Here is a 25,563-nt window from a genome sequence, read left to right as displayed (position 1 = left end):
ACTTTTCGGGGGGACCCTATTCATAGGGATATGCGCCAGGCCAAGACAGGTTACGTGTCCGACATGGAAAACACCGCGAATGGCGGTCCGGTGGCGTTGGCGCTTCGCCAACTGCAGCGCCAGATCAGCGGCCCCGCCTTCTGGATCGTCGTGGGCGGCATGGTTCTGACCGCGGCGGTGGCGGGCCCCTATTATACGCTGGAACGGCTGAACTTTGCCGAAAGGCTGGTCTATTGGGGCGTGATCATCGGGATGTCCGCCGTGATCATGACCTTTCTGTCGGTGCTGGCCCATCGCGTGACCGAGGCGCGGGGATGGAATTGGGCGCTGGTGGCGGTGCTGGCCGGGATGGCGGGCATCCTGCCGGTCTTGGGCACGGTCTTTTTGGCCGGAGGGCTGGCCACGGGCTTTGGCTCAGGGGGGCCGGGGATCATCACGCTGGCAGCCTATGTGGCGCCCTCGGTGATCGGGGTCACGCTGGCGGTCAATGCCTATATCGAGGTGCAGCAAAACATGGCGCCCGCAGCACCCGCCGCGCCAGCACCACCGCAGCCCGAGGCAGTGGCGACGTTGTTGCAGGGCAAGCTTCCGCATCATCTGGGCCGCGAGATCGTGTCCGTGCGGGCGCAGGATCATTACCTTGAAGTGACCACGCCCAAGGGACAATGCATGGTGCTGATGCGGCTTGGCGATGCGGTGCGCGATCTTGAGGGGGTGAACGGGATGCAGGTGCATCGGTCCTGGTGGATCTGCCTGGACCATGTCGCGCGCGTCGAAAAGGGCGCGAACGGTCCCGAGATCGTGATGCGCGACGGCCAGCGCGTACCCGTGGGACGCAGCTATCGCGCGGCCTTTCGCGCGGGCATGGCAGGCAGGGGCTGATCCTTTGGGTGGGCGGCTTAGACCAGGCGCCCCCAGAGGTCGTATTCCCCGGCTTCGTCCACCTCGACCTTGACCACGTCACCCACGGCCAGGGCCTCTGTGCCTTCGTCGATGAACAGGTTGCCGTCGATTTCGGGTGCATCTGCCCAGGTGCGGCAGGTGGCGATGCCGTCCTCGTCGATATCGTCCACGATGGCTTCGATCACGCGGCCGACCTTGGCGGCCAGCTTCGCCTCGGATATCGCCTGCACCTTTTCCATGAAACGGTCCCAGCGGTCCTGCTTGACCTCGGCGGGCACATGGTCGGGCAGGGCGTTCGACCGGGCACCAGCGACGTTCTCGTATTGAAAGCAGCCCACCCGGTCCAGCTGCGCCTCGTCCAGCCAGTCGAGCAGGGTCTGGAATTCATCCTCGGTCTCGCCGGGATAGCCCACGATGAAGGTCGAGCGCAGGGTGATATCGGGGCACTGGCTGCGCCATGCGGCGATCTCATCCAGCGTCTTTGCCGCCGCCGCAGGCCGCGCCATGCGCCGCAGCACATCGGGATGCGCGTGCTGGAACGGGATGTCCAGATAGGGCAGCACGCCCGACGCCGGGTTTGCCATCAGCGGAATCAGGTCGCGCACATGCGGGTAGGGGTAGACATAGTGCAGCCGCACCCAAGCACCCAGCGATCCCAGATCGCGGGCGAGATCGGCGATATGCGCGCGGTGCCCGTTTGCCGTGGCATGCTTGATATCCACGCCATAAGCCGAGGTGTCCTGGCTGATCACCAGCAGTTCCTTGACCCCGTTCTGCACCAGCTTTTCCGCTTCGCGGATGACGGCATGGGCCGGGCGGCTGACAAGGCGGCCGCGCATGTCGGGGATGATGCAGAACTTGCACTTGTGATTGCAGCCTTCCGAGATCTTCAGATAGCTGTAGTGGCGCGGCGTCAGCGAGACGGCGGATGCAGGCAGCAGGTCGATGAACGGATCGGGCGCGGGCGGCACGGCCTTGTGCACCGCGTCCAGCACCGCCTCGTATTGATGGGGGCCGGTGACGGCCAGCACCTTGGGATGCGCGCCGGTGATGTATTCGGGTTCCGCCCCCAGGCAGCCGGTGACGATGACGCGGCCATTCTCGGCCAGCGCCTCGCCGATGGCATCAAGGCTTTCGGCCTTGGCGCTGTCCAGAAAGCCGCAGGTGTTCACGATCACCGCATCCGCCCCGGAATAGTCGGGGCTGATGGCGTAGCCTTCGGCCCTGAGCCGCGTCAGGATGCGTTCGCTGTCCACCAGCGCCTTGGGACAGCCGAGGCTGACCATGCCGATGGTCGGCTGGCCGGGGCGGGGCGCGTCCTTGATCAGGGCGCGCGGGGCAAGGTCGGGGCGGAGGCTGGGCGGGTTCTGGGTCATTGGGCGCATATAATGCCCAGCCGCCTGCGTGGGAAGCGGGATTCGGATCATGGGCCTGCGGGCGTGACAAGCATCATCAGCTGGGCTAGGCTACCCCGATTGTCGGAGGATGCGCCCCATGTATCGCGGGATCTGGTTTACCTGAGCACATAAGCCCAAGCGCTGGGCATTGTGGGTGCGCTTGCGTGCCCTAGCTTGTCGTATCCAATCCCGGAAGGCCCCCTTCATGTTCCGTTTCTTCGAAAACCTGGTCGATCCCTATGGTCCCTATCCTGAAAGGGACCAGCCGCCGCAGACCCTGTGGCGCTTCATGCTGGACTATGCGCAGCCTTTCAAAAAGGTGTTCTGGATCACGGGTATCACCTCGGTGCTGGTGGCGGCGGTCGAGATTGCGCTGATCTGGGTCATGGGCTGGATCGTCGATCTGTTGCAGGGCGATCCGGCGCTGGTCTGGGAGACGCATGGCGTGACGCTGATTGCGCTGGTGGTGTTCATCCTGATCCTGCGACCCGCCATTCAGGCGGCGAATGTGCTGCTGCTGAACAATACGATCCTGCCCAATTTCGGCACGGTGATCCGCTGGCGGGCCCATGCCCATGTGCTGCGCCAATCCGTCGGCTGGTTCGAGAACGACTTTGCCGGCCGTATCGCCAACCGCATCATGCAGACGCCCCCCGCGGCGGGCGAGGCGGTGTTCCAGGTCTTCGACGCGATCACCTTTTCCATCGCCTATGTGGTGGGCGCGGTCGTGATCCTGGGGCAGGCCGATGCGCGGCTGATGCTGCCGCTTATCGCCTGGCTGGTGGCCTATGCGGCCTTGATGCGCTGGGCGATCAAACGGGTGCAACCGGCATCCGAGGCGGCGTCAGACGCGCGCAGCGCGGTGACGGGCCGTGTGGTGGACAGCTATACCAATATCCATTCGGTCAAGATGTTCGATCAGCACGGGCGCGAGCTGGAATTCGCGCGCGAAGCGATCGAGGAGGCGCGGGCCACCTTTCAGGCCGAGATGCGGCTTTATACCAAGATGGATTTCGGCCTGGTCTTTCTGAACGGCCTGTTGATCGTGGGCGTCGTCGGCTGGGCCATCTGGCTGTGGATGCAGGGGCAGGCAAGCGTGGGCGCGGTGGCGGCGGCGACGGCACTGACCCTGCGGCTGAATGCGATGACGGGCTGGATCATGTGGGCGCTGACCACCTTTTTCCGCCAGTTGGGCGTGGTGGCCGAGGGGATGCAGACCATCGCACAGCCGATCACCCTGCCGGATGCACCCGATGCCGTGCCCTTGCGCGTGACGAACGGCGAGATCGTGATGGACGGGTTGCGCCACAGCTATGGCCGCGCCACGGGCGGGCTGGAACAGGTCGATCTGCGGATCGCCCCCGGTGAAAAGGTCGGCCTTGTGGGCCGGTCCGGTGCGGGCAAATCGACGCTGATGAAGCTGCTGTTGCGGTTCTATGCGGCCGAGGGCGGGCGCATCCTGATCGACGGGCAGGACATCGCCCATGTCACGCAGGCCAGCCTGCGCGCGCATATCGGGATGGTGCAGCAGGACTCTGCGCTGTTGCATCGTTCGGTCCGCGACAACCTGCTGTATGGCCGCCCCGGCGCCACCGAGGACGAGATGCGCCGCGCCGCCGCACAGGCGCAGGCGCTGGAATTCATCCCGGACCTGCAGGACGGCAAGGGGCAGCGCGGCTTTGATGCGCAGGTGGGCGAGCGCGGCGTCAAGCTGTCGGGCGGGCAGCGCCAGCGGATTGCACTGGCCCGCGTGATCCTGAAGAATGCGCCGATCCTGCTGCTGGACGAGGCGACGAGTGCGCTGGACAGCGAGATCGAGGCGGCGGTGCAGGATACGCTCTATGGCATGATGGCCGGCAAGACGGTGATTGCGATCGCTCACCGCCTGAGCACCATCGCGCACATGGACCGGATCGTCGTGCTGGACCGTGGCCGCATCGTCGAGGAAGGAACCCATGCCGATCTTCTGGCGGCGGGGGGGCTTTATGCGGCACTCTGGGCGCGCCAGTCGGGCGGCTTTCTGGGGGATGACCTTGATGAGGCGGGGGGCTGACGGCTTGCGCCATGCCCCTTGCCGCTTTGGCCTTGACGCCTGTGGCGATTCCGCCTAATCACCCCGAACGGAATTCGGGGCGCCGCCTGTCGCGGTGCCCTTATCTGTTGAAGGCGCCGGATGCGCCCCTGATCAAGACGAGGATAAAGCCATGTCGCGCCGCTGCGAACTGACCGGAAAAGGCCCGATGACTGGCAACAATGTCAGCCATGCCAACAACAAGACCCGTCGCCGGTTTCTGCCGAACCTGAACGAGGTGTCGCTGCAGTCCGAAACGCTGGGCCGTACCGTGAAGCTGCGCATTTCCGCAGCCGCCCTGCGCTCGGTCGATCACCGTGGCGGTCTGGACGCGTTCCTGGCGAAAGCCAAGGACGACACGCTGTCGGACGCGGCTCTGAAGATCAAGAAAGAGATCGCAAAGGCCCAGGCAACCGCCTGATCCTTTCGTGACGACCATTATGGAGCAGCCCCGCCGGCAAGGCGGGGCTGTGTCCGTTTGTGCGCCCCTCTTCGAAGGGGCATGGTCATCTCGGCGGCTGCGACCGAATAGGCCCTTTTACGGGTGCGACGGCTTGCATATATCACCCGCATGAGATTGCGATCCCATCCCCTGTCCGCCTTGGCGCTGGTCTTGCTTCTGGTCCTCACGGCCCAGTCCATGGCCGTGGCGCGCGGCATGCCGGGGGCGGCAGGGTCTATGGTTCTGTGCACCGGCACCGGACCCGTCACCATCCTGACAGATGCGGAAGGCCAGCCCCTCGGGCCGGCGCATGTCTGTCCCGATTGCACGCTGTCGCTGATCGTGACAGTCGCAGATGCTGCGCCGGCGGCGTCCCGCCCGCTGGGTCGGGCCGAAGCGCTGGTGCTGCCCGCATCGATCCCGGTGCTTCAGCGCAGTGTCCATCCCTTTTCAGCGCGCGATCCGCCTGCGCAGGCCTGATCCCGAACATTCAAGATCAGACCTAACAGCAGACGAAAAGGAGAGACGCGATGTCTTTCAGATCCACTATTCTTGCGGCCAGCGCGGCCGCCTTCCTGGCCGTTCCCGCATTTGCCGCAGGCATCGAAGTGCATGACGCCTATGCTCGCAGCGCATCCGAGATGGCGGTGACGGGCGGCGCCTTCATGATCATCCATAACCTTGGCGGTGAGGAAGACCGGCTGATCGCCGCATCCTCGGACGCGGCCGAAAAGGTCGAACTGCACACGCACAAGGAAGACGCCAACGGCGTGATGCGGATGATCCATGTCGAGGAAGGATTCGAATTGCCGGCGGATGGCCAGATCGTGATGGAACGCGGCGGTCACCATGTGATGTTCCTTGGCCTGAAGGAGCCCATGAAACAGGGCGACATGATCGATCTGACCCTGACCTTCGAAAAGGCGGGCGATGTGGCCGTGCAGGTCGAGGTGGATCTTGAGCGCATGCCCCAGGCCGGGGCGCATGGCGGCATGAACCATGGCGGCATGAACCACGGTACGATGAAAAAGAACTGACGCCGGCCGAGTGGTCGTGGTGACAGGCCGGGCCTTTCGGGGCCCGGCCTTTGCCATTCAGCCGCCCAGGATCTCTGTCACCCAGGCCGGCACCTCGACCGAGGCCATGCCAAAGCGCGTTTCGGCGAAATCCGACACGGTGGCGGAAGGCTCGAGGTTGATCTCGACCGTATGCGCACCCGCCCGGTCCGCGTCCTGCACGAAGGCTGCCGCCGGATAGACCTGGCCGGATGTGCCGATGGCCGCGAAGATGTCTGCGGCGCGCAGCAGGTCCCAGATCTGATCCATGTGATAGGGCATCTCGCCGAACCAGACCACGTCGGGGCGCGTAGCGGGCGCGGCACAGGCGGGGCAGGGATGGCCGGGCTGCATCTCGGCCGGTGCCGCCCAGCGATGCCCGCAAGCGGCGCAAAGCGCACCCGCAAGCGTGCCATGCATGTGCAGCACGCGCCGCGACCCCGCCGCCTCGTGCAGGGCGTCCACGTTCTGCGTCACGATGGTGACCTCGCCGGGATAGGCCGCTTCCAGCCGCGCCAGCGCATGATGCGCGGGATTGGGCCGGGCGGCGGCGGCCTGCACGCGGCGCGCGTTGTAGAAACGGTGCACCAGTCCGGGATCACGGGCAAAGCCCTCGGGCGTGGCGACATCCTCGATCCGGTGTTGCGACCAGAGCCCGCCTTCGTCCCGGAAGGTGCCAAGACCGCTTTCGGCGGAAATGCCCGCGCCTGTCAGGATCACGATCGGTCCCATCTGTCTGCCTTTCCTGTGTATCCGCAACCCAGCCTATCGGCTTTGCGCGGGCTGGCAACATGCCTTGTCATGTTGCGGGACCGCTGCCGTGACCGTCACGGTTTCAGGTTTCCCGAAACGGCGTTTCACGGCTTTGAAAATGGGTTTCCGTCGCGATGGAACACCCTTGTCCCGCGAGGGGATATTCCGCTCAATACAAGGGGAAAGGACCCCTCCTATGACCATCAGACATCTGAAATCCGCGCGCCCACAACCCCTTGAGGCACAGGCTGACACCGCCGATGCGGTGCGCATCCTGCTGGCCCAACTGGCTCAGGGCGGCGAGGACAAGGCCCTTGACCTGGCCCGCAGGCTGGATGGCTGGACCGGTCCCGTCGCCGTGCCGCCCGAGGCGGTGGCCCGCGCCATCGCGACGGTGCCGCAAGGGCTGCGCGACGACATCGCCTATGCCCATGACAACATCCGCCGCTTTGCCGAGGCGCAGCTTGCAACCTGCGCCGACATGCAGCTGGAACTGCGCCCCGGCCTTGTGGCCGGGCAGCGTTATGTTCCCCTGGCGGCCGCGGGCGCTTATGTGCCGGGCGGGCGCTATGCGCATATCGCAAGCGCGCTGATGACGATCACCACCGCCAAGGTGGCGGGCGTGGGCCATGTGACGGCCGCCTCTCCGGCCCGCGCGGGGCAGGGGATTCCGGCGCCGATCCTTTACGCGATGCACCTGGCCGGGGCCGATCACATCCTGGCCCTGGGCGGGGTGCAGGCCATCGCCGCCATGGCGCAGGGCCTGTTCGGTGCGCGTCCTGCCGATATCATCGTGGGACCGGGCAACCAGTACGTGGCCGAGGCCAAGCGCCAGATGTTCGGCCCGCTGGGCATCGACATGTTCGCGGGTCCGACCGATTCGATGGTGCTGGCGGATGGCGGGGCCGATCCCGACCTGGTGGTCTGGGACCTGGTGGGGCAGGCCGAACATGGCGCCAATTCCCCGGTCTGGCTGGTCACCACCTGCGAAAACCTGGCAAAGCGTGTCATGCGGGCTGTTCCGGGCTGTCTGGCCCAACTGCCCGAGCCCAACCGCAGCGCCGCCACCGAGGCCTGGGACAGCCTGGCCGAGGTGATCCTGTGCGATACCCCCGAAGAGATGGCGACGGTTGCCGACAGCTACGGGCCCGAACACCTGCATGTGCAGGCGCATGACCTTGACTGGTGGCGCGGGCGCCTGTCCTCCTACGGCTCGCTTTTCCTGGGGGCCGAGGCGACGGTGGCTTTCGGGGACAAGGCATCGGGTCCGAACCATGTGCTGCCCACATCCGGGGCGGCGCGCTATACCGGCGGGCTGTCGGTGCACAAGTTCCTCAAATGCGTGACATGGCAACAGGTCAGCCCGCGGGCGCTTCCCGATCTGGCCCGCGTGACCGCCAGCATCAGCCGCGCCGAGGGGATGGAGGGCCATGCCCGCAGCGCCGAGATCCGGCTGGACAAATTCTGCGCCATGCCCAGACTGGCCGCCAATACCTGAGGAGGCCCGATGATCCCTGTCCTGAATGCTTGCGCGCGCCTGGCCCCAGGTTTGCATGGCTGACACGGTCGTAATGCGCCCCGTCGGCATCCTTGGCGGCATGGGGCCCGAGGCCACGATCCTGCTGATGCAGAAATGTATCGCGGCCGTCACCTCGGCTGCGCAGGGAACGCTGGACGATGCCGATCACATCCCGCTGATCGTGCACCAGAATCCGCAGGTGCCAAGCCGTATCGCGCGTCTGATCGAAGGGCATGGCCCCGATCCCGCCCCGGTGCTGGCGCAGATGGCCCGCGATCTGGCGGCGGCCGGCGCGCAGGCGCTGGCCATGCCCTGCAATACCGCACATCACTATGCCGATGCCGTGCGGGGGGCGACCGCGTTGCCTTTTCTCGACATGATCGGAGCCACCGCCGACCATCTGGACAGGGCGGGGGCGCGGCGCATCGGCATGCTGGCCTCGCCCGCGACGCGTCTGACGGGGCTTTTCGATCAGGCGTTTCGCGCGCGGGACATGACGCCGGTCTGGCTGGCCGATGACGCGCCATTGCTGGAACTGATCCGCGCGGTCAAGGCAGGACAATCCCTGGACAGGCTTGCGCCGCGCATGGCAGCCCTTGCGGATCTTGCCGTGACGCAGGGCGCCGATCACCTGCTGGTGGCCTGCACCGAACTGTCGCTGCTGACCCATGCCATGCCGGAAGGCGTGCCATGGTCCGACAGTCTTGACTGTCTCACGGACCGGATCGTGGCATTCGCCCGGCCCTGAGGGTCTTCTTGCTGCAAATATCCTCGGGGGGAATGGTCCCGCAGGGGCCAGCGGGGGCAGACGGCCCCCCGTCGCGCTGGGACGCATCGGGCCTAGCTGCACATGGCAGCCGCGGTTTCCCCGAAGGCGCGATACTTGCGCCAGAATGCCTCGTGATTTTGGCTGTCCGACTGGCGGATGTCCTGCGCCTTCTGCGGGTCGCGAAAGAACTTGGCGGCAATGCGCTGATCGCTGCGCGACAGGGTCTGATCTGCGACCTGCTGGATGCAGCGGCACAGCCGCAGCGAACGCGCCTTGCGATCCGAGGCCATGCAGGCCCGATCGATCGGCCCGGCCATCGCCACCCCCGGCGACATCACAACGGCCACAGGGGCCAGCATACCGGCCAGGGCGGCCGCCATCAGCATCTTCTTCATCACGTGCCTCTTGTCTTGTTCCGCTGCCCTGCCTTTGCGGCAATGTGTCATGCGGCTGCTCTGCTCGGGGGGAATATGCCTGAAAAACGGCCTCTGTCAAAGGGATGAAATGCCGCGCCGATGCGCTAAGGGCGGTCCTTGCGTGGCAAGCCTGCTTGCGGACGGGTCCGGGACGCGGGCCGCATCGCGCCAGGTGGCGGGGGCGTCCGGCCCGGCCTTGTCCGGGGCAAACCGGGTCATGATCCGGTCGGGAACTCCCCTGCTCCGCGCCTGCGGCTGCGATGAAGGTGCGCAGCCCTCCAAGCCACCTTGACCAAAGCCTGTTTCCCCATCATATCCCCCTGCATGACAGAGCTTTCGCGCATCCGCAATTTCTCCATCGTTGCCCATATCGACCACGGGAAATCCACCCTGGCCGACCGGCTGATCCAATCCACCGGCACCGTGCAGGACCGGGACATGAAGGAACAGCTGCTCGACAGCATGGATATCGAACGCGAGCGCGGCATCACGATCAAGGCCAACACGGTCCGCATCGACTACAAGGCCGATGACGGGCACACCTATGTGCTGAACCTGATCGACACGCCCGGCCACGTGGACTTCGCCTACGAGGTCAGCCGGTCGATGCGCGCGGTCGAAGGATCGCTGCTGGTCGTGGACAGCACCCAGGGCGTCGAGGCGCAGACGCTGGCCAATGTCTATCACGCGCTGGACGCGGATCACGAGATCGTGCCGGTCCTGAACAAGATCGATCTGCCCGCCGCCGATTGCGACCGCGTTGCAGCCCAGATCGAGGATGTGATCGGGATCGACTCCTCGGATGCGATCCGCGTCAGTGCCAAGACCGGCATCGGCATCCACGAGACGCTGGAGGCGATCGTCAAGCGCCTGCCCGCGCCCAAGGGCGACCGTGACGCGCCCCTGACCGCCATGCTGGTGGACAGCTGGTATGACGCCTATCTTGGCGTGGTCGTGCTGGTGCGGATCATGGACGGCGTTCTGAAGAAGGGCGACCGGATCACCATGATGCAGAACGGATCGGTCCACCAGGTGGACCGGATCGGCGTCTTCCGCCCGCAGATGCAGAATGTCGATTCCCTCGGCCCCGGCGAGATCGGGTTCATCACGGCCCAGATCAAGCAGGTGCGCGACACCCGCGTGGGTGACACGATCACCCATGAAAAGAAGGGTGCCACCAAGGCGCTGCCGGGCTTCAAGCCCTCGCAGCCCGTCGTGTTCTGCGGGCTTTTCCCGGTGGACAGTTCGGAATTCGAGGATCTGCGCGATGCCATCGAAAAGCTGGCGCTGAACGACGCGTCCTTCACCTTCGAGATGGAAACCTCGGCCGCACTTGGCTTTGGGTTCCGCTGCGGTTTCCTCGGGTTGCTGCACCTCGAGGTGATCCGCGACCGGATCGAGCGGGAATATGACATCGACCTGATCACCACCGCACCGTCGGTGATCTATCATGTCTACCTGCGAGACGGCCCGATGAAGGAATTGCACAACCCCGCCGACATGCCCGATCTGACCTATGTCGACCATCTGGAAGAGCCGCGCATCAAGGCCACGATTCTCGTGCCTGACGATTACTTGGGCGATGTTCTCAAACTCTGCCAGGACCGCCGCGGGATCCAGCAGGATCTGACCTATGCGGGCAGCCGGGCCATGGTCGTCTATGACCTGCCGCTGAACGAAGTCGTGTTCGATTTCTACGACCGGCTGAAATCGGTCACCAAGGGCTATGCCAGCTTCGACTATCAGCTGACGGGCTATCAGCAGGACAACCTCGTGAAGATGTCGATCCTCGTGAACGACGAGCCTGTGGACGCCCTTTCGATCATGGTGCACCGCGACCGCGCCGAGATGCGGGGCCGGTCGATGGTGGAAAAGCTGAAAGAGCTGATTCCCCGCCACATGTTCAAGATCCCGATCCAGGCCGCCATCGGCGGCAAGGTGATCGCGCGCGAAACGCTGGCCGCCCTGCGCAAGGACGTGACCGCCAAATGCTATGGCGGCGACGCCACCCGGAAGCGCAAGCTGCTGGACAAGCAGAAGGCGGGCAAGAAGAAGATGCGGCAGTTCGGCAAGGTCGAGATCCCGCAGCAGGCCTTCATCAACGCGCTGAAGATGGACACCTGAGGGGATGGGGCCTTGCGCCCCTTCCTGCGCGCCAGCCTTGCCGTGCACTGGCGTTAACGGCCCATTTACCAGTCTGAACCGATACTCGGCTCCTGCGCGCCGCATGCCGCTGCGCGCCTGAACCGAGTATCGCCCATGCAAAAGATCCTTCCGGCCGCCCTTGGCCTTGTGGCCCTGGCCGCCTGCGAGGTCCCGGCACAGGACCCTGTCGTGACCGCCTATAACGGTGACAGCGTGAACATCATTCAGCCGGCCTTCACCTCGGCCACGGATGCGCAGCTTCTGGCACTGGCCAACAGCATCTGCCAGCGCGGGTCCAAGAAATTCGCCGAACGGGTCTCGCAGCGCGCGCTGCCGGATCTTCAGGGCACGGAATACCTGTTTCTCTGCCTGAACCGGCCCTGATCCCGGTTTCGCTTGGCCTCGGGACATGGATGTCGTATTCTGCGGGCTGCATATGTATTGGCGAGTCTCGATATGTCCACATCCTCACCACGCGCCTATTCCCGCCTTCAGATCCGCCTGCACTGGCTGGTCTTCGGGCTTCTTGTCCTGCAATACCTGCTGCACGAACCCATCACCGAAGCCTTCGACATGATCGAGGACGGTCTGTTGCCCGCCTTCAATCCGCTGGTGGCGTCACATGTCTTCGGTGGTTTCCTGATCTTCGTTCTGACCGCGACGCGACTTTATGTGCGCGCCGGGCGCGGTGTCCCGTCTCTGCCGGACACCGATCCGCCACTGCAGCGGATCGCCGCCCACGTTACCCATTACAGCCTGTATGCGCTGTTGATCGCCCTGCCGATCAGTGGCGCCGTGGCCTGGTTTCGCGCCAATGAGGCGGCGGCCGAGGCGCATGGCGTCATGCGCCTGATCCTGCTGGGGCTGGTCGCGCTGCATGTGGTTGCGGCGCTTTATCATCAGTTCGTGCTGAAGGACGGGTTGATGCAACGCATGCGAAAAGGCGAATCCGTCTGATGCAGATCAAGGCAGCTGCGTGTCAGGCGATCTAGACTCAGGAAAAGTCAGAACCGTCACGGAGACTGCACCATGCTGCGACTGGGTTTCATCCTTCACCTGTTCATCGGGTCAACCCTGGCCGGGATCGGCGTGATCGCCGCCCTGGTCACAGGCTACGACAGTCTTTACCCGATCCTGATCGCGGCGCTGCTTGGGTTTCTGGCGGCTTTTCCCGTCACCTGGGCGGTGACACGCAAGCTTTACGAGAACGGCTGACACGGGTTTGCCGCCGCTCTGGCGGGCGGGCGAGGATCCTGTCCCTCGGGACAGGCGGGACGGAGACGGTGCGAGGGAGGGGTCCCCGTTGGGGCCGTCACCGTCCCGATAGATGGCGGGAAGGGCCTGGTGCCCTTCCCGCCTTTTCCATTCTCAGGCCGCCAGCCATGCGCGCACGGCCGCTTCGAACTCGCGCGGTTTCTCGGCATGCAGCCAATGGCCGGCACCGGGTATCTTGGCGAACCGCGCCGCCGGAAACAGCGCCTTGATCGGCGCGCGATGCTCCGGTTGCACGTAATGCGAATTGGCCCCCGTCAGGAACAACGCGGGGGCACCGAACTGCGCAGCGACCTCGGGAAAGCCCAGGATATGCGGCATCTGCGCCGACAGCACATCAAGGTTCAGCCGCCAGCGTTTTTCCTTGAGATCGAGGGACTGGGTGAAGAACGCGGGCAGGGTGGGATCATCCACCAGTGCCGCAAGCTGGGCCTCGGCGTCAGACCGCTTTTCGACGCGGGACAGGTCCACCGCCTGCATCGCGGCGATATAGCGGCTCTGGTCATGGTCATAGGCAACCGGGGCGATATCGCCCACGATCAGCCGCGTGACCAGATCGGGATGGGTCAGGGCCAGCATCATCGCGGCCTTGCCCCCCATGGAATGACCCAGCACCGCCATAGGGCCGCCTTGGGACCGGATCACGGCGGCCAGGTCTTCGGCCATGTCGGGATAGCTGTGGCTGTCCGTCCAGGGGCTGAGGCCGTGATTGCGCATGTCCACCGCGAACACCGTGCGATCGCTGGACAGCCGCTTTGCGATCACGCCCCAGTTGCGACCTGAACCATAAAGGCCATGGGCGATCAGCAGCGGGGTGGGGCCGTCGGGGCCGTCATGGCGAATGATGTTCAGCATGGGCGGGGGCATAATCGCTTTCGCGGGGCCTGTCCACGGCATCAGGGCCGCGCGGCATCCACCAGCGCCCGGAACAGGGCGCGCTGCCTGCGGGCATAGATCAGGTATTCCGGGTGCCATTGGACACCCAGTGCGAAGGGCGGGCTGCTGCGCTCGACCGCCTGGATCATGCCGCCGCCATCGCGCGCGGCGACCCGCAGGCCGGTGCCCAAACGGTCCACCGCCTGCGAATGCAGCGCGTTCACCCGCATTGGTGCGGTGCCGGCCAGCCTGGCCAGCCCCGTACCCTCGAGTACGGTCACATCCTTTCGCGGCAGGATCGTGCGGTGGTAGCGGCTGTCGGCGTAATGGTCATAGGCGCGCTGGTGCAGATTGCCCCCAAGTGCGACGTTCAGCATTTGTGCGCCCCGGCAGATACCCAGCACGGGTTTGCCCAGATCCAGCGCCTGCCGGACTAGGCGTTGCTCCAGCGCGTCGCGCGCGGGGTCAAGCCTTGCCTCGGCCACCATTTCGCCCGCGTAAAGCATCGGCGAGATGTCATCGCCGCCGCCCACGACCAGCCCGTCGACTGTGCTCATGTCGGCCTCGCGCCCGCTGTTCCAGCGCAGCGCCCGGCCCCCGGCCAGCCAGATATTGAGAGCGATCACGGGAAACACCCGCCACCCCGTCCGGCGCGATGTGGTGACACCGATGCAGGGTTTCATGACCAGATTGCCGCGGCACCAAGCGTTGCCTGCACCCGCAAGACCCAGTCGCCGAGCGTGCTGGTCAGGCTGGTGCGGTGATCGCGCCACAACTCTGCCAGATGCGCCAGAAGATCCCGGTCGGCGGCCACCCTTTCGACCAGGACCCAGCGGTTCCATTCATAGACGGCCGACCAGCCAGGCGCGCCCAGACGCGCCTCGGGCAGGCGATAGTGATAGGTGGGGCGCCCCCCCTTGAGCATGGCGGGATCCACCCGTTCGGACAGTGCTGCGGGGCGCAGATGTTCCAGCAGCGGCAGCAGGTCCAGCCCCCGGTTCCGGGTCGGCGTCAGGTCGGCATAGGCGCGCAGCAGATCGTCGATGTCCCATTCGTCGCCCTCTGCGGCCAGAAGATCGACAAGGCCGCGGGGCCAGAGATCGACGAAGGGCAGAAGGCGGCGGGACGGGTCGATTGGGTCCATGGCGCGCAGCCAGTCCTCCAGCAGCCCATAGGCCCGGACGACTGGCAGGATATGGGCGGCGTCTCTGCCTGTGACTTCGGGGTTCAGATGCATCCCGAAGCCGTAAAGCATCCCGTCCTGCGATCCTTCGGCCCCGGCTGCCACCAGATCACCGATCAGCCCGTCCACCGCGACAAGATCGGCAGGCGAAAGGGGCGCGGTCACGATTTCCACGGGCACCACCGCGCGGGACCAATTCAGCAGCTTGTCCGCGATCACATGGCCCGCCTTGTCGCGCAAGACGATATCCAGCTCGATCCCGACATCGCCATGGGTGCCGCCGGTCACGGTCAGGTCATGATCCGTTTTGGCCCGAAACGTGCCGCCCCAGGCGGCCTGCACGATATCGGCGGCCGCGGCCTCGGTCAGGCCCGCGAATTCGATCTCGACCCCGACACGACGCGCCTCGCCGCCGCAGCCCTGCGGCACAGGCAGCGCCCATGGCCGGTCAAGCGGGATGCGGTCGCGCATGTCAGTCGGATCGGTCAAGGGGTTGCACTCTCCATCCGGTCTGCGGGAAAGTAGAGACTATGATCCATCGATACCAAATGACAACCTGTGCGCAGGCTGAGGGCCGGACATGAGGGTGCTTCGGCGCCTGTCATGGGGCGTGCTGCTGCTTGGCCTGACCCTATGGATCGGCATCGTGCATCTGCCGGTCTGGCTGCCGCCGGTGACAACCGCGATCATGGCGGCGCAGCTGCCGCCGGGACAGGGGCCGCATCGCGTGTTTGGATATGCGACCCTGACCAACGGGTTCATACGCTTGGCGGTTGTGGGCCGCGTCACGCCCGCGCAGGAGGCGCGGCTTGCCGGGTTTTACCGCGATGGGCGCGACATGCGCCCCGCACCGGACGGCATGCTGTCCGGCAAGGTCTTTGCCGTCGATGATGCAGGCCTGCTGCGGCTGGATCGCTACGAGCGGCTGGGCACGCGATACCGTCGCGATCCCGTCACCCTTGTCGACGGATCCCGCGCCTGGGCCTACAGGTTGATCCGCGATGACTGAGACATCGCCCGGACAGGCCCACGCAGACCGCAGGCGGCGCATCTTCGCATGGCTGACCGACAGCGATGCCGCCGACCTGCGTCGGGGCGAGGCCGGCAATGGCCTGATCCATGTGCTGGCGCTGACCCTGACCAAGGTGGCCGACAGCCTGATCGACCCCAAGCTGGTGCTGTCCTGGCTGTTGACCGCCTTGGGCGCGCCCGGTGCGGTCATCGGCGCGCTGGTGCCGGTCCGCGAGGCCGGGGCGCTGCTGCCGCAACTGGTCCTTGCGCGGCAGGTCGAGAAGGCGGCGCAACGCAAAAGGATTTGGGCTGCGGGGGCTGCGGTGCAGGGGCTTGCGGTTCTGGGCATTGCCTGGGCCGTACTGACCCTGCAGGGGGGTGTTGCGGGCTGGACCGTGCTGGGGTTGCTGGCGGTGCTGGCTGCGGCGCGTGCCGGGGCCTCGGTCAGCTACAAGGATGTGCTGGCGCGCACAGTTGCCAAGGGGCGTCGCGGTGCGGTCAGCGGCCTGGCCGGGGCCGTGGCGGCGATTGCGGCCTTCGGGTTCGGCCTGCTGATGGCGCTGGGCGTCTTCGCCGTGGCGATCCCTGTGCTGGCGGGCGCGCTTGTTCTGGCGGGGGTGGCGTTCCTGCTGGCGGCCGCGCTGTTCCTGCGACTGGACGAACCCGAAAACGGCGGCGACGCGCCCGATGAGGGCGGGGCTGCGGCGCTGTTGCGCCCCCTGATCGAGGATCGGCAATTGCAGGTCTTCGTGGCGGCGCGGGCCGCGCTGACCGTGACCGCGCTGGCCACGCCCTTCATCGTGATGCTGTCCTCGGCCAGCGGTCAGCGCGCGCTGGATCAGCTGGGCCCGATGGTCATGGCCTCGACCGCGGCGGCGGTGCTGTCCTCCTATGTCTGGGGGCGCTTGTCGGACCGGTCCAGCCGCCAGACGCTGATGGCCGCGGGGGCGCTGGCGGCGGTGGTGTTCGTGATCATCGGGATCGCCGGGATGCGCCCTGCGGGACTGGGCGGGGCCTGGGGCGCGGGTCTTGCGGTCTTTGCCGCGCAGATCGCCTATGAGGGCGTGCGCGCCGGTCGAAAACTGCATCTGACGGATATGGCCGGGGATGATTTTCGCGCCCGCTACACCGCCTTGTCGAACACGCTGATCGGTCTTGCGCTGATGGCGGGCGGCGCCTTTGGTCTGCTGGCGGACTGGTTCGGCCCTGCGGTTCTGCTGCTTGTCTTTGCCTTGTTTGCGCTGCTGGGCGCGATCCTTGCCGCCCGGCTGGACGAGGTGCAGCGCCCCTGACCGGGGTGGCTGTTCCACGCCGCTGGCGGTTGCAGAATCGTCAAGTGATTGATCTGGTGCATGTATCGTGCGCCATGTGACAACGGATTCCGCCGCGCGCAGGAAGGCTTTCTCATGACACTTCCGCAGATGATGATCTTCGGCATCCTCGCCCTGACCATGGGTCTGTTCCTCTGGGGGCGGTTGCGCCATGACGTGGTGGCGCTTGCGGCGCTGATGGCCTGTGTCGTCACCGGCCTTGTGCCTGCGGCGGATGCGTTTGCGGGCTTTGGGCATCCGGCGGTCATCACCGTGGCCTGCGTTCTGGTCCTGAGCTATGGATTGCAACAATCCGGCGCAGTAGATCGGTTGGCGCGCAATATTCTGCCGCGCAATGCGGGTAGGTTTGCAACACTTGGTGCCCTGATGGGGTTGGGCGCGCTTCTGTCCGGCTTCATGAACAACGTCGGTGCGATGGCGCTGTTGATGCCGATTGCCATGCAGGTGTCGGGACGACTGGATCTGACGCCGGGGCAGGTTCTGATGCCGCTGGCCTTCGGCACCATCCTGGGGGGCATGACCACCCTTGTCGGCACGCCGCCCAACCTGATCGTCTCGGGGTTCCGGGCCGATGCGGGTCTTGAACATTTCGGGATGTTCGACTTTGCCCCCGTGGGTGTTTCGGTTGCGGTGCTGGGCGTGATCTTCGTGGTGTTTCTGGGCTGGCGCCTCGTGCCCGCGCGCAAGGCCTCCAGCGCCGAGGGTTTCGAGACGGGCGCCTATCTGACCGAGGTACGCGTACCGGCCAGGGCCAAGGCTATCGGGATGACGCTGCGCCAGATCGAAACCGATATGGCCGGGGCCGATGCCCAGATCGTCGGCTTGATCCGAAACGAGGTCAAGATGATCGCGCCCCATGGCGGACGCCGGGTGCGCGAAGGCGATATCCTGATGCTGGAGGCCGATGTCGAAGGGCTGGCCGAGGCGCTGTCGGCCTTCGGCATCAAGCTGGAAGAGCAGGGCTCATCCTCGGACAGGGCGGATGCCGATGACAAGGCCCAAAAGGCCAAGGCGCAGGATGCAGCGGATCGGGGCAAGGATGCCAAGGCCGCCAAATCCGCAGGCAAGGGCAAGGACAGCAAAACCGACACCGCCGAGGAGGACGGGGATGACGATGAGTCCGGTCGCCGCGAGGATGACATCCTGCTGCGCGAACTGGCGGTGCTGCCGGGATCGTCGCTCGTGGGGCGGTCGGCCAGCGACATGCATCTGCGGTCGCGCTACGGGCTGAACCTGCTGGCCGTCGCGCGCGAGGGGCGGCGCCCGCGTGCGCGGTTGCGGACACTCAAGTTGAAGTCGGGCGATCTGCTGCTGATGCAGGGACCCGCTGACGTGCTGGCAGATTTCGCCAATGAAACGGGATGTGTCCCGCTGGGCGACCGGGACCTGCGAATCCCAGATGCGCGGATGGCGGTCCTGTCCACGGCGATCATGGGCGGGGCCATCGCGCTGGTGACCTTCGGCGTTCTGCCGGCGGCCGCGGCCTTTGCGCTGGGGGTGCTGGTGTCGATGGTGGTGCGCACTGTCCCCCCGCGTGAGGTCTATACCGCCATCGACTGGCCCGTGATCGTGCTGCTGGCCGCGTTGATCCCGGTGGCGGGCGCGATGGAGCAGACGGGTGCGGCTGATGTTCTGGCGCGCGTGCTGGTCGATACCGTGGCCCAGGGCAATGCCATTGCCGCCCTTGCGGTGATCCTTGTCGTCACGATGTTCCTGTCGGACGTGATGAACAACGCGGCCACGGCGGCGGTGATGTGCCCCATCGCGCTGGGCATTGCCGCGACGCTGGGGGTCAATCCCGACAGTTTCCTGATGGCCGTGGCGATCGGGGCATCCTGCGCCTTCCTGACCCCGATCGGACATCAGAACAACACGCTGATCCTGGGCCCCGGCGGTTTCCGCTTCGGCGATTACTGGCGCCTTGGACTGCCGCTTGAGGCGCTGGTGGTGGCCGTCAGCCTGCCCTTGCTGCTGATCGTCTGGCCGCTGTGACGCGGCGGGGCGTTCCGGCTTGGCGCAGGGCGCAAGCGGGGCTAGACTGAGACGACAAAGGAACACATGCCATGCATCATTATTCGCTGCTCGACCTCTCCCCCATCCCCGAAGGCGCCGAGGCCGCGCAGGCGCTGGCCAATACCGTCGAGCTGGCGGTGAATGCGGAACGCTTCGGCTATCACCGCTACTGGCTGGCCGAGCACCACAACATGCCCGGCATCGCCAGTGCCGCGACTGCGGTGGTGATCGGGCGGGTTGCGGCGGCGACATCGACCATGCGGGTGGGATCGGGGGGCATCATGCTGCCCAACCATGCGCCGCTGGTCGTTGCCGAACAGTTCGGCACGCTCGACGCGCTGTTCCCGGGCCGGATCGACCTTGGCCTGGGCCGCGCGCCGGGCACCGACATGGGCACCGCCCGCGCGCTGCGGCGCTATATGGACGGGGCGGATACCTTCCCGCAGGATGTCTCCGAATTGCTGGGTTACCTGGCCGATGCGGCCCCTGATGCAAGGGTGCGCGCCGTGCCGGGGCAGGGGTCACACGTGCCGGTCTGGATCCTGGGGTCCAGCCTGTTCGGCGCGCAATTCGCGGCCTACATGGGGCTTCCTTACGCCTTTGCCTCGCATTTCGCGCCCCAGATGCTGGAAGAGGCGCTGCGCACCTATCGCGCCACATTCCGCCCCTCGGCCTATCTGGCCAAACCTTACGTGATGGTGGCGGCGGGCGTTTGCGCCGCCGATACGGACGCCGAGGCGCAGTATCTGCGATCCTCGCAGGTGCTGTCCTTTGCGCGGTTGCGCACCGGGCAGCCCGGCAAGTTGCCGCGCCCGGTCCATGATCTTGCGGCCCATGTCCCTGCCCCCGTGATGCGCATGGTCGAAGAGGCGCTTTCGGTATCCGCGGTGGGATCGCCCGAGGCCGTGCATCGCGGCCTGTCGCAGATCGTGGCGCGCTATCGCCCGGACGAGTTGATGGTCACGGGCATGATCCATGATCACGCGGCAAGGGTCCGGTCCTTCGAGATTGCCGCCGCGGCCCTGGCCGATATCCAGATGGCGACGCAGGCAGCCTGAAGGCTGTTCGTGTCGCCACTTGCCCGAAGGTCGGTTCTGGTTAGGATGGCCCCATTGCCGGAGCCCGCATTTTGCAGACAGACGATATTTCCCACATGGCGCAGGAGCTTTGCACGCTCTTTGACGAAAAGCTGTCGCTGCGCCGTGGCACGCTGCAAACCCGTTTGAACCGCGCCGGTCGCCGACTTCCCGCCCGGATACGCGCGCAGGCGCAACTGGTGGCCGAGGCCGAGACGCTGGCCGACCATCCCAAGCTGGCCCTGAGGATCGATCATGTCAGGGTCGCCCGCGCCCATGCCGAGGTGCGCGCGCATCTGCACAGCATTGATCCCGCGGACCGGCGGCGCGGCGCGATCCTGGGGCTGCTGGGCGGCCTGGCGTTCAACCTGTTGCTGCTGGCGGGGCTGACGCTGGCCTTTCTGCGTTGGCGTGGCTTTGTCTGAAACGAAAGACGCCGGCCCCCCTGGGGGACCGGCGCCTGTTGTCAGAACGGGCTGAAAGCGGATCAGAGGCCCGGATAGATCGGGAAACGCTTGCACAGGGCCTCGACCTCGGCGCGCACGGCGGCTTCGACGGCGGCGTTGCCATCTTCGCCATTGGCGGCCAGACCGTCCACGACCTGTACGATCCAGCGTCCGATCTGGCGGAACTCTTCCTCGCCAAAGCCACGGGTCGTGCCTGCGGGCGATCCCAGACGGATGCCGCTGGTGATGGTGGGCTTTTCGGTGTCGAAGGGGATGCCGTTCTTGTTGCAGGTGATATGCGCGCGCCCAAGGGCCTTCTCGGTGGCATTGCCCTTGACGGCCTTGGGCCGCAGGTCAACCAGCATCAGGTGGGTGTCGGTGCCGCCGGTGACGATATCCAGACCACCCTTCATCAGCTCATCCGCCAGCGCTTGCGCGTTCTTGATGACCTGCGCCTGATAGCCCTTGAATTCGGGACGCAGCGCTTCGCCGAAGGCCACGGCCTTGCCGGCGATCACATGCATCAGCGGGCCGCCCTGAATGCCGGGGAAAATGGCCGAGTTGAACTTCTTGGCCAGATCCTCGTCATTGGTCAGGATCATGCCGCCGCGCGGGCCGCGCAGGGTCTTGTGCGTCGTCGTGGTCGCGACATGGGCATGCGGGAAAGGCGAGGGGTAGTGACCCGAGGCCACGAGGCCCGCGAAATGCGCCATATCCACCAGAAGATAGGCCCCGACGCTGTCGGCGATCTCGCGCATTTTCGCGAAGTCGATGATGCGGGGGATGGCCGACCCACCGGCGATGATCATCTTGGGCTTGTGCTCGGTCGCCAGCTCGGCGACCTGCACATAGTCGATTTCCAGATCCTGCTGGCGCACGCCGTACTGGATCGCGTTGAACCATTTGCCGGACTGGTTGGGCTTGGCCCCGTGGGTCAGGTGACCGCCCGCGTCAAGACTCATGCCCAGGATCGTGTCGCCCGGTTGCAGCAACGCGGTGAAGACGCCCTGATTGGCCTGCGAGCCTGAATTGGGCTGGACGTTGGCAAAGCCGCAGCCGAACAGCTGACAGGCCCGTTCGATGGCAAGATTCTCGGCCACGTCAACAAACTGGCAGCCGCCATAGTAGCGTTTGCCCGGATAGCCTTCGGCGTATTTGTTGGTCATCACGCTGCCCTGCGCTTCCATCACGGCGGCGGACACGATGTTTTCCGACGCGATCAGCTCGATCTCGTGGCGCTGGCGACCCAGCTCGTCGGTGATGGACTTGAACAGCTCGGGATCGCGCGAGGACAGCGCTTCGGTGAAGAAACCGGTATCGGTCATGTCGGGCTCCGTTTTCGGGGTCAGCGTTGCCCCGTGTCCTAGTGCAATCTGCCCAAGGGGGGAAGGGCCGAAAGCGACGCAGGCCGTGGCGCCTGCGGCGCAGGGGGTGGCAGGGCTGGTGCTGCGGGGCTGTTTGTGCTTCCATCGGCACGCGACGACGCGCATTGGAAACAGGACGACCCCCGGAATGACCCTCAAGATTGCCTTTTGCGCCAGCCCCGTTCCCAGCGCGCAGGAGGCGATGGAACGGCTGGTCGCGCGTTATGGCGCAGCACCCGAGGATAGCGCGGATGTGATCGTGGCACTGGGCGGGGACGGCTTCATGCTGACCACGCTGCACCGCACCCAGAGTCTGGCCGCGCCGGTCTACGGCATGAATCGCGGCACCGTCGGTTTCCTGATGAACGAATATCACGAAGACAGCCTGCTGGACCGGCTGGCCGAGGCCGAAGAGGCGGTGCTGAACCCGCTGGCGATGCGCGCGACCTGCGCCGACGGATCCGTGCACGAGGCGCTTGCGATCAACGAAGTCTCGCTGCTGCGGCAAGGGCCGCAGGCGGCCAAGCTGCGCATCACGGTGGACGGGCGGCTGCGCATGGCCGAACTGGTCTGCGATGGCGCGCTGGTCGCCACACCTGCGGGATCGACGGCCTACAATTACAGCGCCCATGGCCCGATCCTGCCGATCCGGTCGGATGTCCTGGCCCTGACCGCGATCGCGCCTTTCCGCCCCCGGCGCTGGCGCGGTGCGCTGCTGCCCAAGACCGCGCTGGTGCGCATCGATGTCGAAGAGGCCGACAAGCGCCCCGTCATGGCCGATGCGGATTCGCGATCCGTGCGTGACGTGATCAGCGTCGATATCCGCAGCGCGCCCGAGATCGAGCACCGCATCCTGTTCGATCCCGGTCACGGGCTGGAGGAGCGGCTGTTGCGGGAACAGTTCGTCTGACGCTGTTGTCTGCTGGTCCCGTCAGTAGAACCCGGCCCACATCACCTGCACATCGGCGATGTGATCGCGCCCGTAAGCCACGATGCCGAGACTGCGGATGCTGTCGGGGCGGATCGCGCCGCGCAGCAGGTTGCCCGAGGCCTTGAAGGCGTCGAAGGGGATCCGAACCTCGACCCAGTCGGGCGTGGTCGGAAACGGCGCCTGGTAATATTGCCAGGGCAGGACCGTGCCGGATGTCCGCAGATGGACGAAATACCCCTGACCATTGCCGCGCACGCGCAGCAAAACGCCCCGGCTGTCGGCAGCGGGCGCGCTGTCCAGCGTCACGCGCGCCTGGATGAAACCGCCGCGATTGGCGGTGCTGACCTGACCTGTCAGATGCAGGACGGGCTGTCCGTCGACGGTGTCGATGCGCGCGCGCCCCTCGGACACGCCGCCCATCACCTGATCGCTGACATAGGTCCAGCCGGCATCGGGAATCAGGCGGGTTTCAGCGGTCATCTAGGCCCTCGCGGTCAAAGGCAGAAGCAGCGCCAGGCATGTCAGGCCGGCAAGGATGGGTCTTTTGATCATGCCCGACATATGGGCACCGCACCGCGCCGCTGCAACGGGGCGCGGCCTGCGATGTGGTCATGGATATTTGAAGCAAGAAGAAAGCAGGCCTTCCGGGCAAGTGGCGCCGGAAGGCCTGCGGTGGTCATTTCGCGTAGCCGATGGTCTGCAGCGCGCCGCGAATTTCGTCGAGGATCGCGGGATCGTCGATCGTGGCGGGCATCTTGAAGTCCTGCCCATCCGCGATCTTGACCATGGTGGCGCGCAGGATCTTGCCCGAGCGTGTCTTGGGCAGCCGGTCGACCACAAGCGCCAGCTTGAAGGCGGCGACCGGGCCGATCTGGTCGCGCACCAGCTTGACGCATTCCTTGACGATATCGGCATGGGGGCGGTTCACGCCCTTGGTCAGGCACATGAAGCCCATGGGCAGCTGGCCCTTCAGCTCGTCCGTCACGCCGATCACGGCGCATTCGGCCACATCGGGGTGACCGGCCAGAACCTCTTCCATGGCGCCGGTGGACAGGCGGTGGCCGGCCACGTTGATCACGTCATCGGTGCGCGCCATGATGTAGAGATACCCGTCCTCGTCGATCATGCCGGCATCGCCCGTCTCGTAATAGCCGGGGAAATGCGACAGGTACGATTTGCGATAACGGTCCTCGGCGTTCCAGAGCGTCGGCAGCGTGCCCGGCGGCAGCGGCAGCTTGACCGCGATGGCGCCCAGCGTGCCCGCAGGCATCGGATGCCCCGCCTCGTCCAGGATCTGCACATCCCAGCCCGGCAGCGCCACCGAAGGCGATCCGATCTTGACCGGCAGCGGGTCGAGGCCCAGCGGGTTCGCCGCAATCGGCCAGCCGGTTTCTGTCTGCCACCAATGGTCGATGACCGGCACCTTCAGCAGATCCTGCGCCCAGATGATCGTGTCGGGATCGGCACGCTCGCCCGCCAGATAAAGCGCGCGCAGGCAGGTCAGATCATATTTCGCGCGGAATTCGCCCTTTGGATCCTCGCGCTTGATCGCGCGGAAGGCGGTCGGCGCGGTAAAGAAGCTGCGCACGTTGTGATCCTGGATCACGCGCCAGAAGGTGCCGGCATCGGGGGTGCCCACCGGCTTGCCTTCGAACACCACGGTGGTGTTGCCATGGATCAGCGGCGCATAGCAGATGTAGCTGTGCCCCACGACCCAGCCCACATCGGAGGCCGCCCAGAACACATCGCCCGGATCGACGTTGTAGACGTTCTTCATGGTCCAGTTCAGGGCCACAAGATGCCCGGCGGTGGGGCGGATCACGCCCTTGGGCTGGCCGGTTGTGCCCGAGGTATAGAGGATATAGGCCGGATGATCGCCCGACACCGGGACGCATTCGGCAGGTTCCACGCCGTATTGGAAGCCGTGCCAGTCATGGTCCCGGCCGGGGATCAGCTCGGCCACTTCCTGTTCGCGCTGGAAAATCACGCAGAAGTCGGGCTTGTGCTGTGCCTGTTCGATGGCAGCGTCGACCAGCGGCTTGTAATGCACCACGCGGCCCGGCTCGATCCCGCAGGAGCCCGCGATGATCGCCTTGGGGGTGCAGTCGTCGATCCGCACGGCCAGTTCATGCGCGGCAAAGCCGCCGAAGACGACCGAATGGATCGCCCCCAGGCGCGCACAGGCCAGCATCGCCTCAAGTGCTTCGGGCACCATCGGCATGTAGATGATGACGCGGTCGCCCGAGGTCACACCCTTGGCGCGCAGTGCCCCCGCAAGGCTGGCGACACGGGTCTGCAACTCTGCATAGGTGATCTTGTGGACCGTATTCGTGACCGGGCTGTCATGGATGATGGCAACACGGTCACCGTTGCCCGCCTCGACATGGCGGTCCACGGCATTCCAGCAGGTGTTGACCTGCGCATCCTTGTACCATTCGTACAAGGGGGCATTGTCGGCGAACAGCGCCTTCGAGGGCGGCTTGATCCAGTCGATGGCGCGGGCCTGTTCCATCCAGAACCCTTCGGGATCGGCTTTCCAACCCGCGTAGACGTCTTTGTATGCCATTGTATTCCTCCTCCGGCAGTTGCG

General features: G+C 65.8%; 26 protein-coding genes. 17 read left to right on the top strand and 9 right to left on the bottom strand.

Going from position 1 to position 25,563, the window contains the following annotated elements; genetic code table 11:
- The first annotated feature begins 30 nt into the window (after positions 1–30).
- On the top strand, positions 31–882 hold the full coding sequence (locus tag ACMUJL_RS06480; RefSeq protein ID WP_375569537.1) for a LytTR family DNA-binding domain-containing protein: 852 nt from the start codon (positions 31–33) through the stop codon (positions 880–882).
- A 17-nt stretch (positions 883–899) separates the two neighbouring features.
- On the opposite strand, the gene rimO is transcribed toward ACMUJL_RS06480, so the two are convergent.
- Entirely contained in the window at positions 900–2,279 is a 1,380-nt protein-coding gene (gene rimO, locus ACMUJL_RS06475; protein WP_375569539.1) for a 30S ribosomal protein S12 methylthiotransferase RimO, read from the bottom strand.
- 226 nt (positions 2,280–2,505) lie between these two features.
- Here rimO and ACMUJL_RS06470 point away from each other — a divergent pair, with 226 nt between their 5' ends.
- From ACMUJL_RS06470 to ACMUJL_RS06455, 4 genes are all read left to right on the top strand, one after another.
- Complete coding sequence (locus tag ACMUJL_RS06470) at positions 2,506–4,353, top strand: ABC transporter ATP-binding protein (RefSeq protein WP_068287682.1); 1,848 nt, start codon at positions 2,506–2,508, stop codon at positions 4,351–4,353.
- Between the two features lie 151 nt (positions 4,354–4,504).
- Complete coding sequence (gene rpmB, locus ACMUJL_RS06465) at positions 4,505–4,792, top strand: 50S ribosomal protein L28 (protein ID WP_068287684.1); 288 nt, start codon at positions 4,505–4,507, stop codon at positions 4,790–4,792.
- 150 nt (positions 4,793–4,942) lie between these two features.
- Positions 4,943–5,293 carry a hypothetical protein gene (locus ACMUJL_RS06460; RefSeq protein ID WP_375569542.1) on the top strand — a complete coding sequence of 117 codons (351 nt, stop codon included), beginning with the start codon at positions 4,943–4,945 and terminating at the stop codon, positions 5,291–5,293.
- Between the two features lie 50 nt (positions 5,294–5,343).
- Complete coding sequence (locus tag ACMUJL_RS06455) at positions 5,344–5,850, top strand: copper chaperone PCu(A)C (protein WP_375569544.1); 507 nt, start codon at positions 5,344–5,346, stop codon at positions 5,848–5,850.
- A 57-nt stretch (positions 5,851–5,907) separates the two neighbouring features.
- Here the strand turns inward: ACMUJL_RS06455 and ACMUJL_RS06450 are convergent, their stop codons facing one another.
- Positions 5,908–6,600 carry an NAD-dependent deacylase gene (locus tag ACMUJL_RS06450; RefSeq protein WP_375569546.1) on the bottom strand — a complete coding sequence of 231 codons (693 nt, stop codon included), beginning with the start codon at positions 6,598–6,600 and terminating at the stop codon, positions 5,908–5,910.
- 217 nt (positions 6,601–6,817) lie between these two features.
- On the opposite strand from ACMUJL_RS06450, the gene hisD reads away from it, so the two are divergent.
- Positions 6,818–8,119, top strand: a complete 1,302-nt coding sequence (hisD, locus tag ACMUJL_RS06445; RefSeq protein WP_068287691.1) for a histidinol dehydrogenase — start codon at positions 6,818–6,820, stop codon at positions 8,117–8,119.
- A gap of 55 nt (positions 8,120–8,174) precedes the next feature.
- Positions 8,175–8,888, top strand: a complete 714-nt coding sequence (locus ACMUJL_RS06440) for an aspartate/glutamate racemase family protein (protein WP_375569548.1) — start codon at positions 8,175–8,177, stop codon at positions 8,886–8,888.
- Positions 8,889–8,980: 92 nt separating this feature from the next.
- On the opposite strand, the gene ACMUJL_RS06435 is transcribed toward ACMUJL_RS06440, so the two are convergent.
- Positions 8,981–9,304, bottom strand: coding sequence for a hypothetical protein (locus tag ACMUJL_RS06435; protein ID WP_375569550.1), 324 nt, complete (start codon positions 9,302–9,304; stop codon positions 8,981–8,983).
- A 345-nt stretch (positions 9,305–9,649) separates the two neighbouring features.
- Here ACMUJL_RS06435 and lepA point away from each other — a divergent pair, with 345 nt between their 5' ends.
- The 4 genes from lepA (at position 9,650) to ACMUJL_RS06415 (ending at position 12,685) form a co-directional block, all read left to right on the top strand.
- The gene (gene lepA, locus ACMUJL_RS06430; RefSeq protein ID WP_375569552.1) at positions 9,650–11,449 is read left to right on the top strand and encodes a translation elongation factor 4; all 1,800 of its coding nucleotides are present in this window, start codon (positions 9,650–9,652) and stop codon (positions 11,447–11,449) included.
- 135 nt (positions 11,450–11,584) lie between these two features.
- On the top strand, positions 11,585–11,854 hold the full coding sequence (locus ACMUJL_RS06425; protein WP_068287696.1) for a hypothetical protein: 270 nt from the start codon (positions 11,585–11,587) through the stop codon (positions 11,852–11,854).
- A 72-nt stretch (positions 11,855–11,926) separates the two neighbouring features.
- Entirely contained in the window at positions 11,927–12,427 is a 501-nt protein-coding gene (locus ACMUJL_RS06420) for a cytochrome b (protein ID WP_375569555.1), read from the top strand.
- 72 nt (positions 12,428–12,499) lie between these two features.
- Complete coding sequence (locus ACMUJL_RS06415; protein WP_375569557.1) at positions 12,500–12,685, top strand: CTP synthetase; 186 nt, start codon at positions 12,500–12,502, stop codon at positions 12,683–12,685.
- A gap of 153 nt (positions 12,686–12,838) precedes the next feature.
- Here ACMUJL_RS06415 and ACMUJL_RS06410 read toward each other — a convergent pair whose 3' ends face one another.
- From ACMUJL_RS06410 to ACMUJL_RS06400, 3 genes are read right to left on the bottom strand one after another with little or no spacing between them, the layout of a single operon-like run.
- The gene (locus ACMUJL_RS06410; RefSeq protein ID WP_068287701.1) at positions 12,839–13,597 is read right to left on the bottom strand and encodes an alpha/beta fold hydrolase; all 759 of its coding nucleotides are present in this window, start codon (positions 13,595–13,597) and stop codon (positions 12,839–12,841) included.
- 41 nt (positions 13,598–13,638) lie between these two features.
- Positions 13,639–14,301, bottom strand: coding sequence for a gamma-glutamyl-gamma-aminobutyrate hydrolase family protein (locus ACMUJL_RS06405; protein ID WP_375569559.1), 663 nt, complete (start codon positions 14,299–14,301; stop codon positions 13,639–13,641).
- Positions 14,298–15,272 (bottom strand): amidoligase family protein, encoded by a 975-nt coding sequence (locus tag ACMUJL_RS06400; protein ID WP_375569561.1) that lies wholly within the window; start codon positions 15,270–15,272, stop codon positions 14,298–14,300. The genes ACMUJL_RS06405 and ACMUJL_RS06400 overlap by 4 nt, the downstream gene beginning before the upstream one ends.
- A gap of 109 nt (positions 15,273–15,381) precedes the next feature.
- Between ACMUJL_RS06400 and ACMUJL_RS06395 the strand changes: the two genes are divergently transcribed.
- The 5 genes from ACMUJL_RS06395 (at position 15,382) to ACMUJL_RS06375 (ending at position 20,657) form a co-directional block, all read left to right on the top strand.
- Complete coding sequence (locus tag ACMUJL_RS06395; RefSeq protein ID WP_375569563.1) at positions 15,382–15,810, top strand: gamma-glutamylcyclotransferase family protein; 429 nt, start codon at positions 15,382–15,384, stop codon at positions 15,808–15,810.
- Complete coding sequence (locus tag ACMUJL_RS06390) at positions 15,803–17,104, top strand: MFS transporter (protein ID WP_375569565.1); 1,302 nt, start codon at positions 15,803–15,805, stop codon at positions 17,102–17,104. The genes ACMUJL_RS06395 and ACMUJL_RS06390 overlap by 8 nt, the downstream gene beginning before the upstream one ends.
- 114 nt (positions 17,105–17,218) lie before the next feature.
- Complete coding sequence (locus ACMUJL_RS06385; RefSeq protein WP_375569567.1) at positions 17,219–19,135, top strand: SLC13 family permease; 1,917 nt, start codon at positions 17,219–17,221, stop codon at positions 19,133–19,135.
- Between the two features lie 71 nt (positions 19,136–19,206).
- On the top strand, positions 19,207–20,214 hold the full coding sequence (locus ACMUJL_RS06380) for an LLM class flavin-dependent oxidoreductase (protein ID WP_068287712.1): 1,008 nt from the start codon (positions 19,207–19,209) through the stop codon (positions 20,212–20,214).
- A 95-nt stretch (positions 20,215–20,309) separates the two neighbouring features.
- Positions 20,310–20,657: a hypothetical protein gene (locus tag ACMUJL_RS06375; RefSeq protein ID WP_416914195.1), complete on the top strand. Its 348-nt coding sequence runs from the start codon at positions 20,310–20,312 to the stop codon at positions 20,655–20,657.
- Positions 20,658–20,719: 62 nt separating this feature from the next.
- On the opposite strand, the gene glyA is transcribed toward ACMUJL_RS06375, so the two are convergent.
- The gene (gene glyA, locus ACMUJL_RS06370) at positions 20,720–22,003 is read right to left on the bottom strand and encodes a serine hydroxymethyltransferase (protein WP_068287716.1); all 1,284 of its coding nucleotides are present in this window, start codon (positions 22,001–22,003) and stop codon (positions 20,720–20,722) included.
- Positions 22,004–22,190: 187 nt separating this feature from the next.
- Here glyA and ACMUJL_RS06365 point away from each other — a divergent pair, with 187 nt between their 5' ends.
- The gene (locus ACMUJL_RS06365; protein WP_068287719.1) at positions 22,191–22,952 is read left to right on the top strand and encodes an NAD kinase; all 762 of its coding nucleotides are present in this window, start codon (positions 22,191–22,193) and stop codon (positions 22,950–22,952) included.
- Between the two features lie 21 nt (positions 22,953–22,973).
- On the opposite strand, the gene ACMUJL_RS06360 is transcribed toward ACMUJL_RS06365, so the two are convergent.
- Both ACMUJL_RS06360 and prpE read right to left on the bottom strand, forming a co-directional pair.
- A complete protein-coding gene (locus ACMUJL_RS06360; RefSeq protein WP_375569572.1) occupies positions 22,974–23,453 on the bottom strand; it encodes a CIA30 family protein in 480 nt (159 codons plus the stop codon).
- Between the two features lie 196 nt (positions 23,454–23,649).
- Positions 23,650–25,539, bottom strand: a complete 1,890-nt coding sequence (gene prpE, locus ACMUJL_RS06355; RefSeq protein ID WP_375569574.1) for a propionate-CoA ligase PrpE — start codon at positions 25,537–25,539, stop codon at positions 23,650–23,652.
- Positions 25,540–25,563: the final 24 nt, after the last annotated feature.

This window comes from Seohaeicola sp., from assembly GCF_048006315.1.
GTDB lineage: Bacteria > Pseudomonadota > Alphaproteobacteria > Rhodobacterales > Rhodobacteraceae > Seohaeicola.
This window is presented reverse-complemented; position numbering and strand designations above follow the sequence as displayed.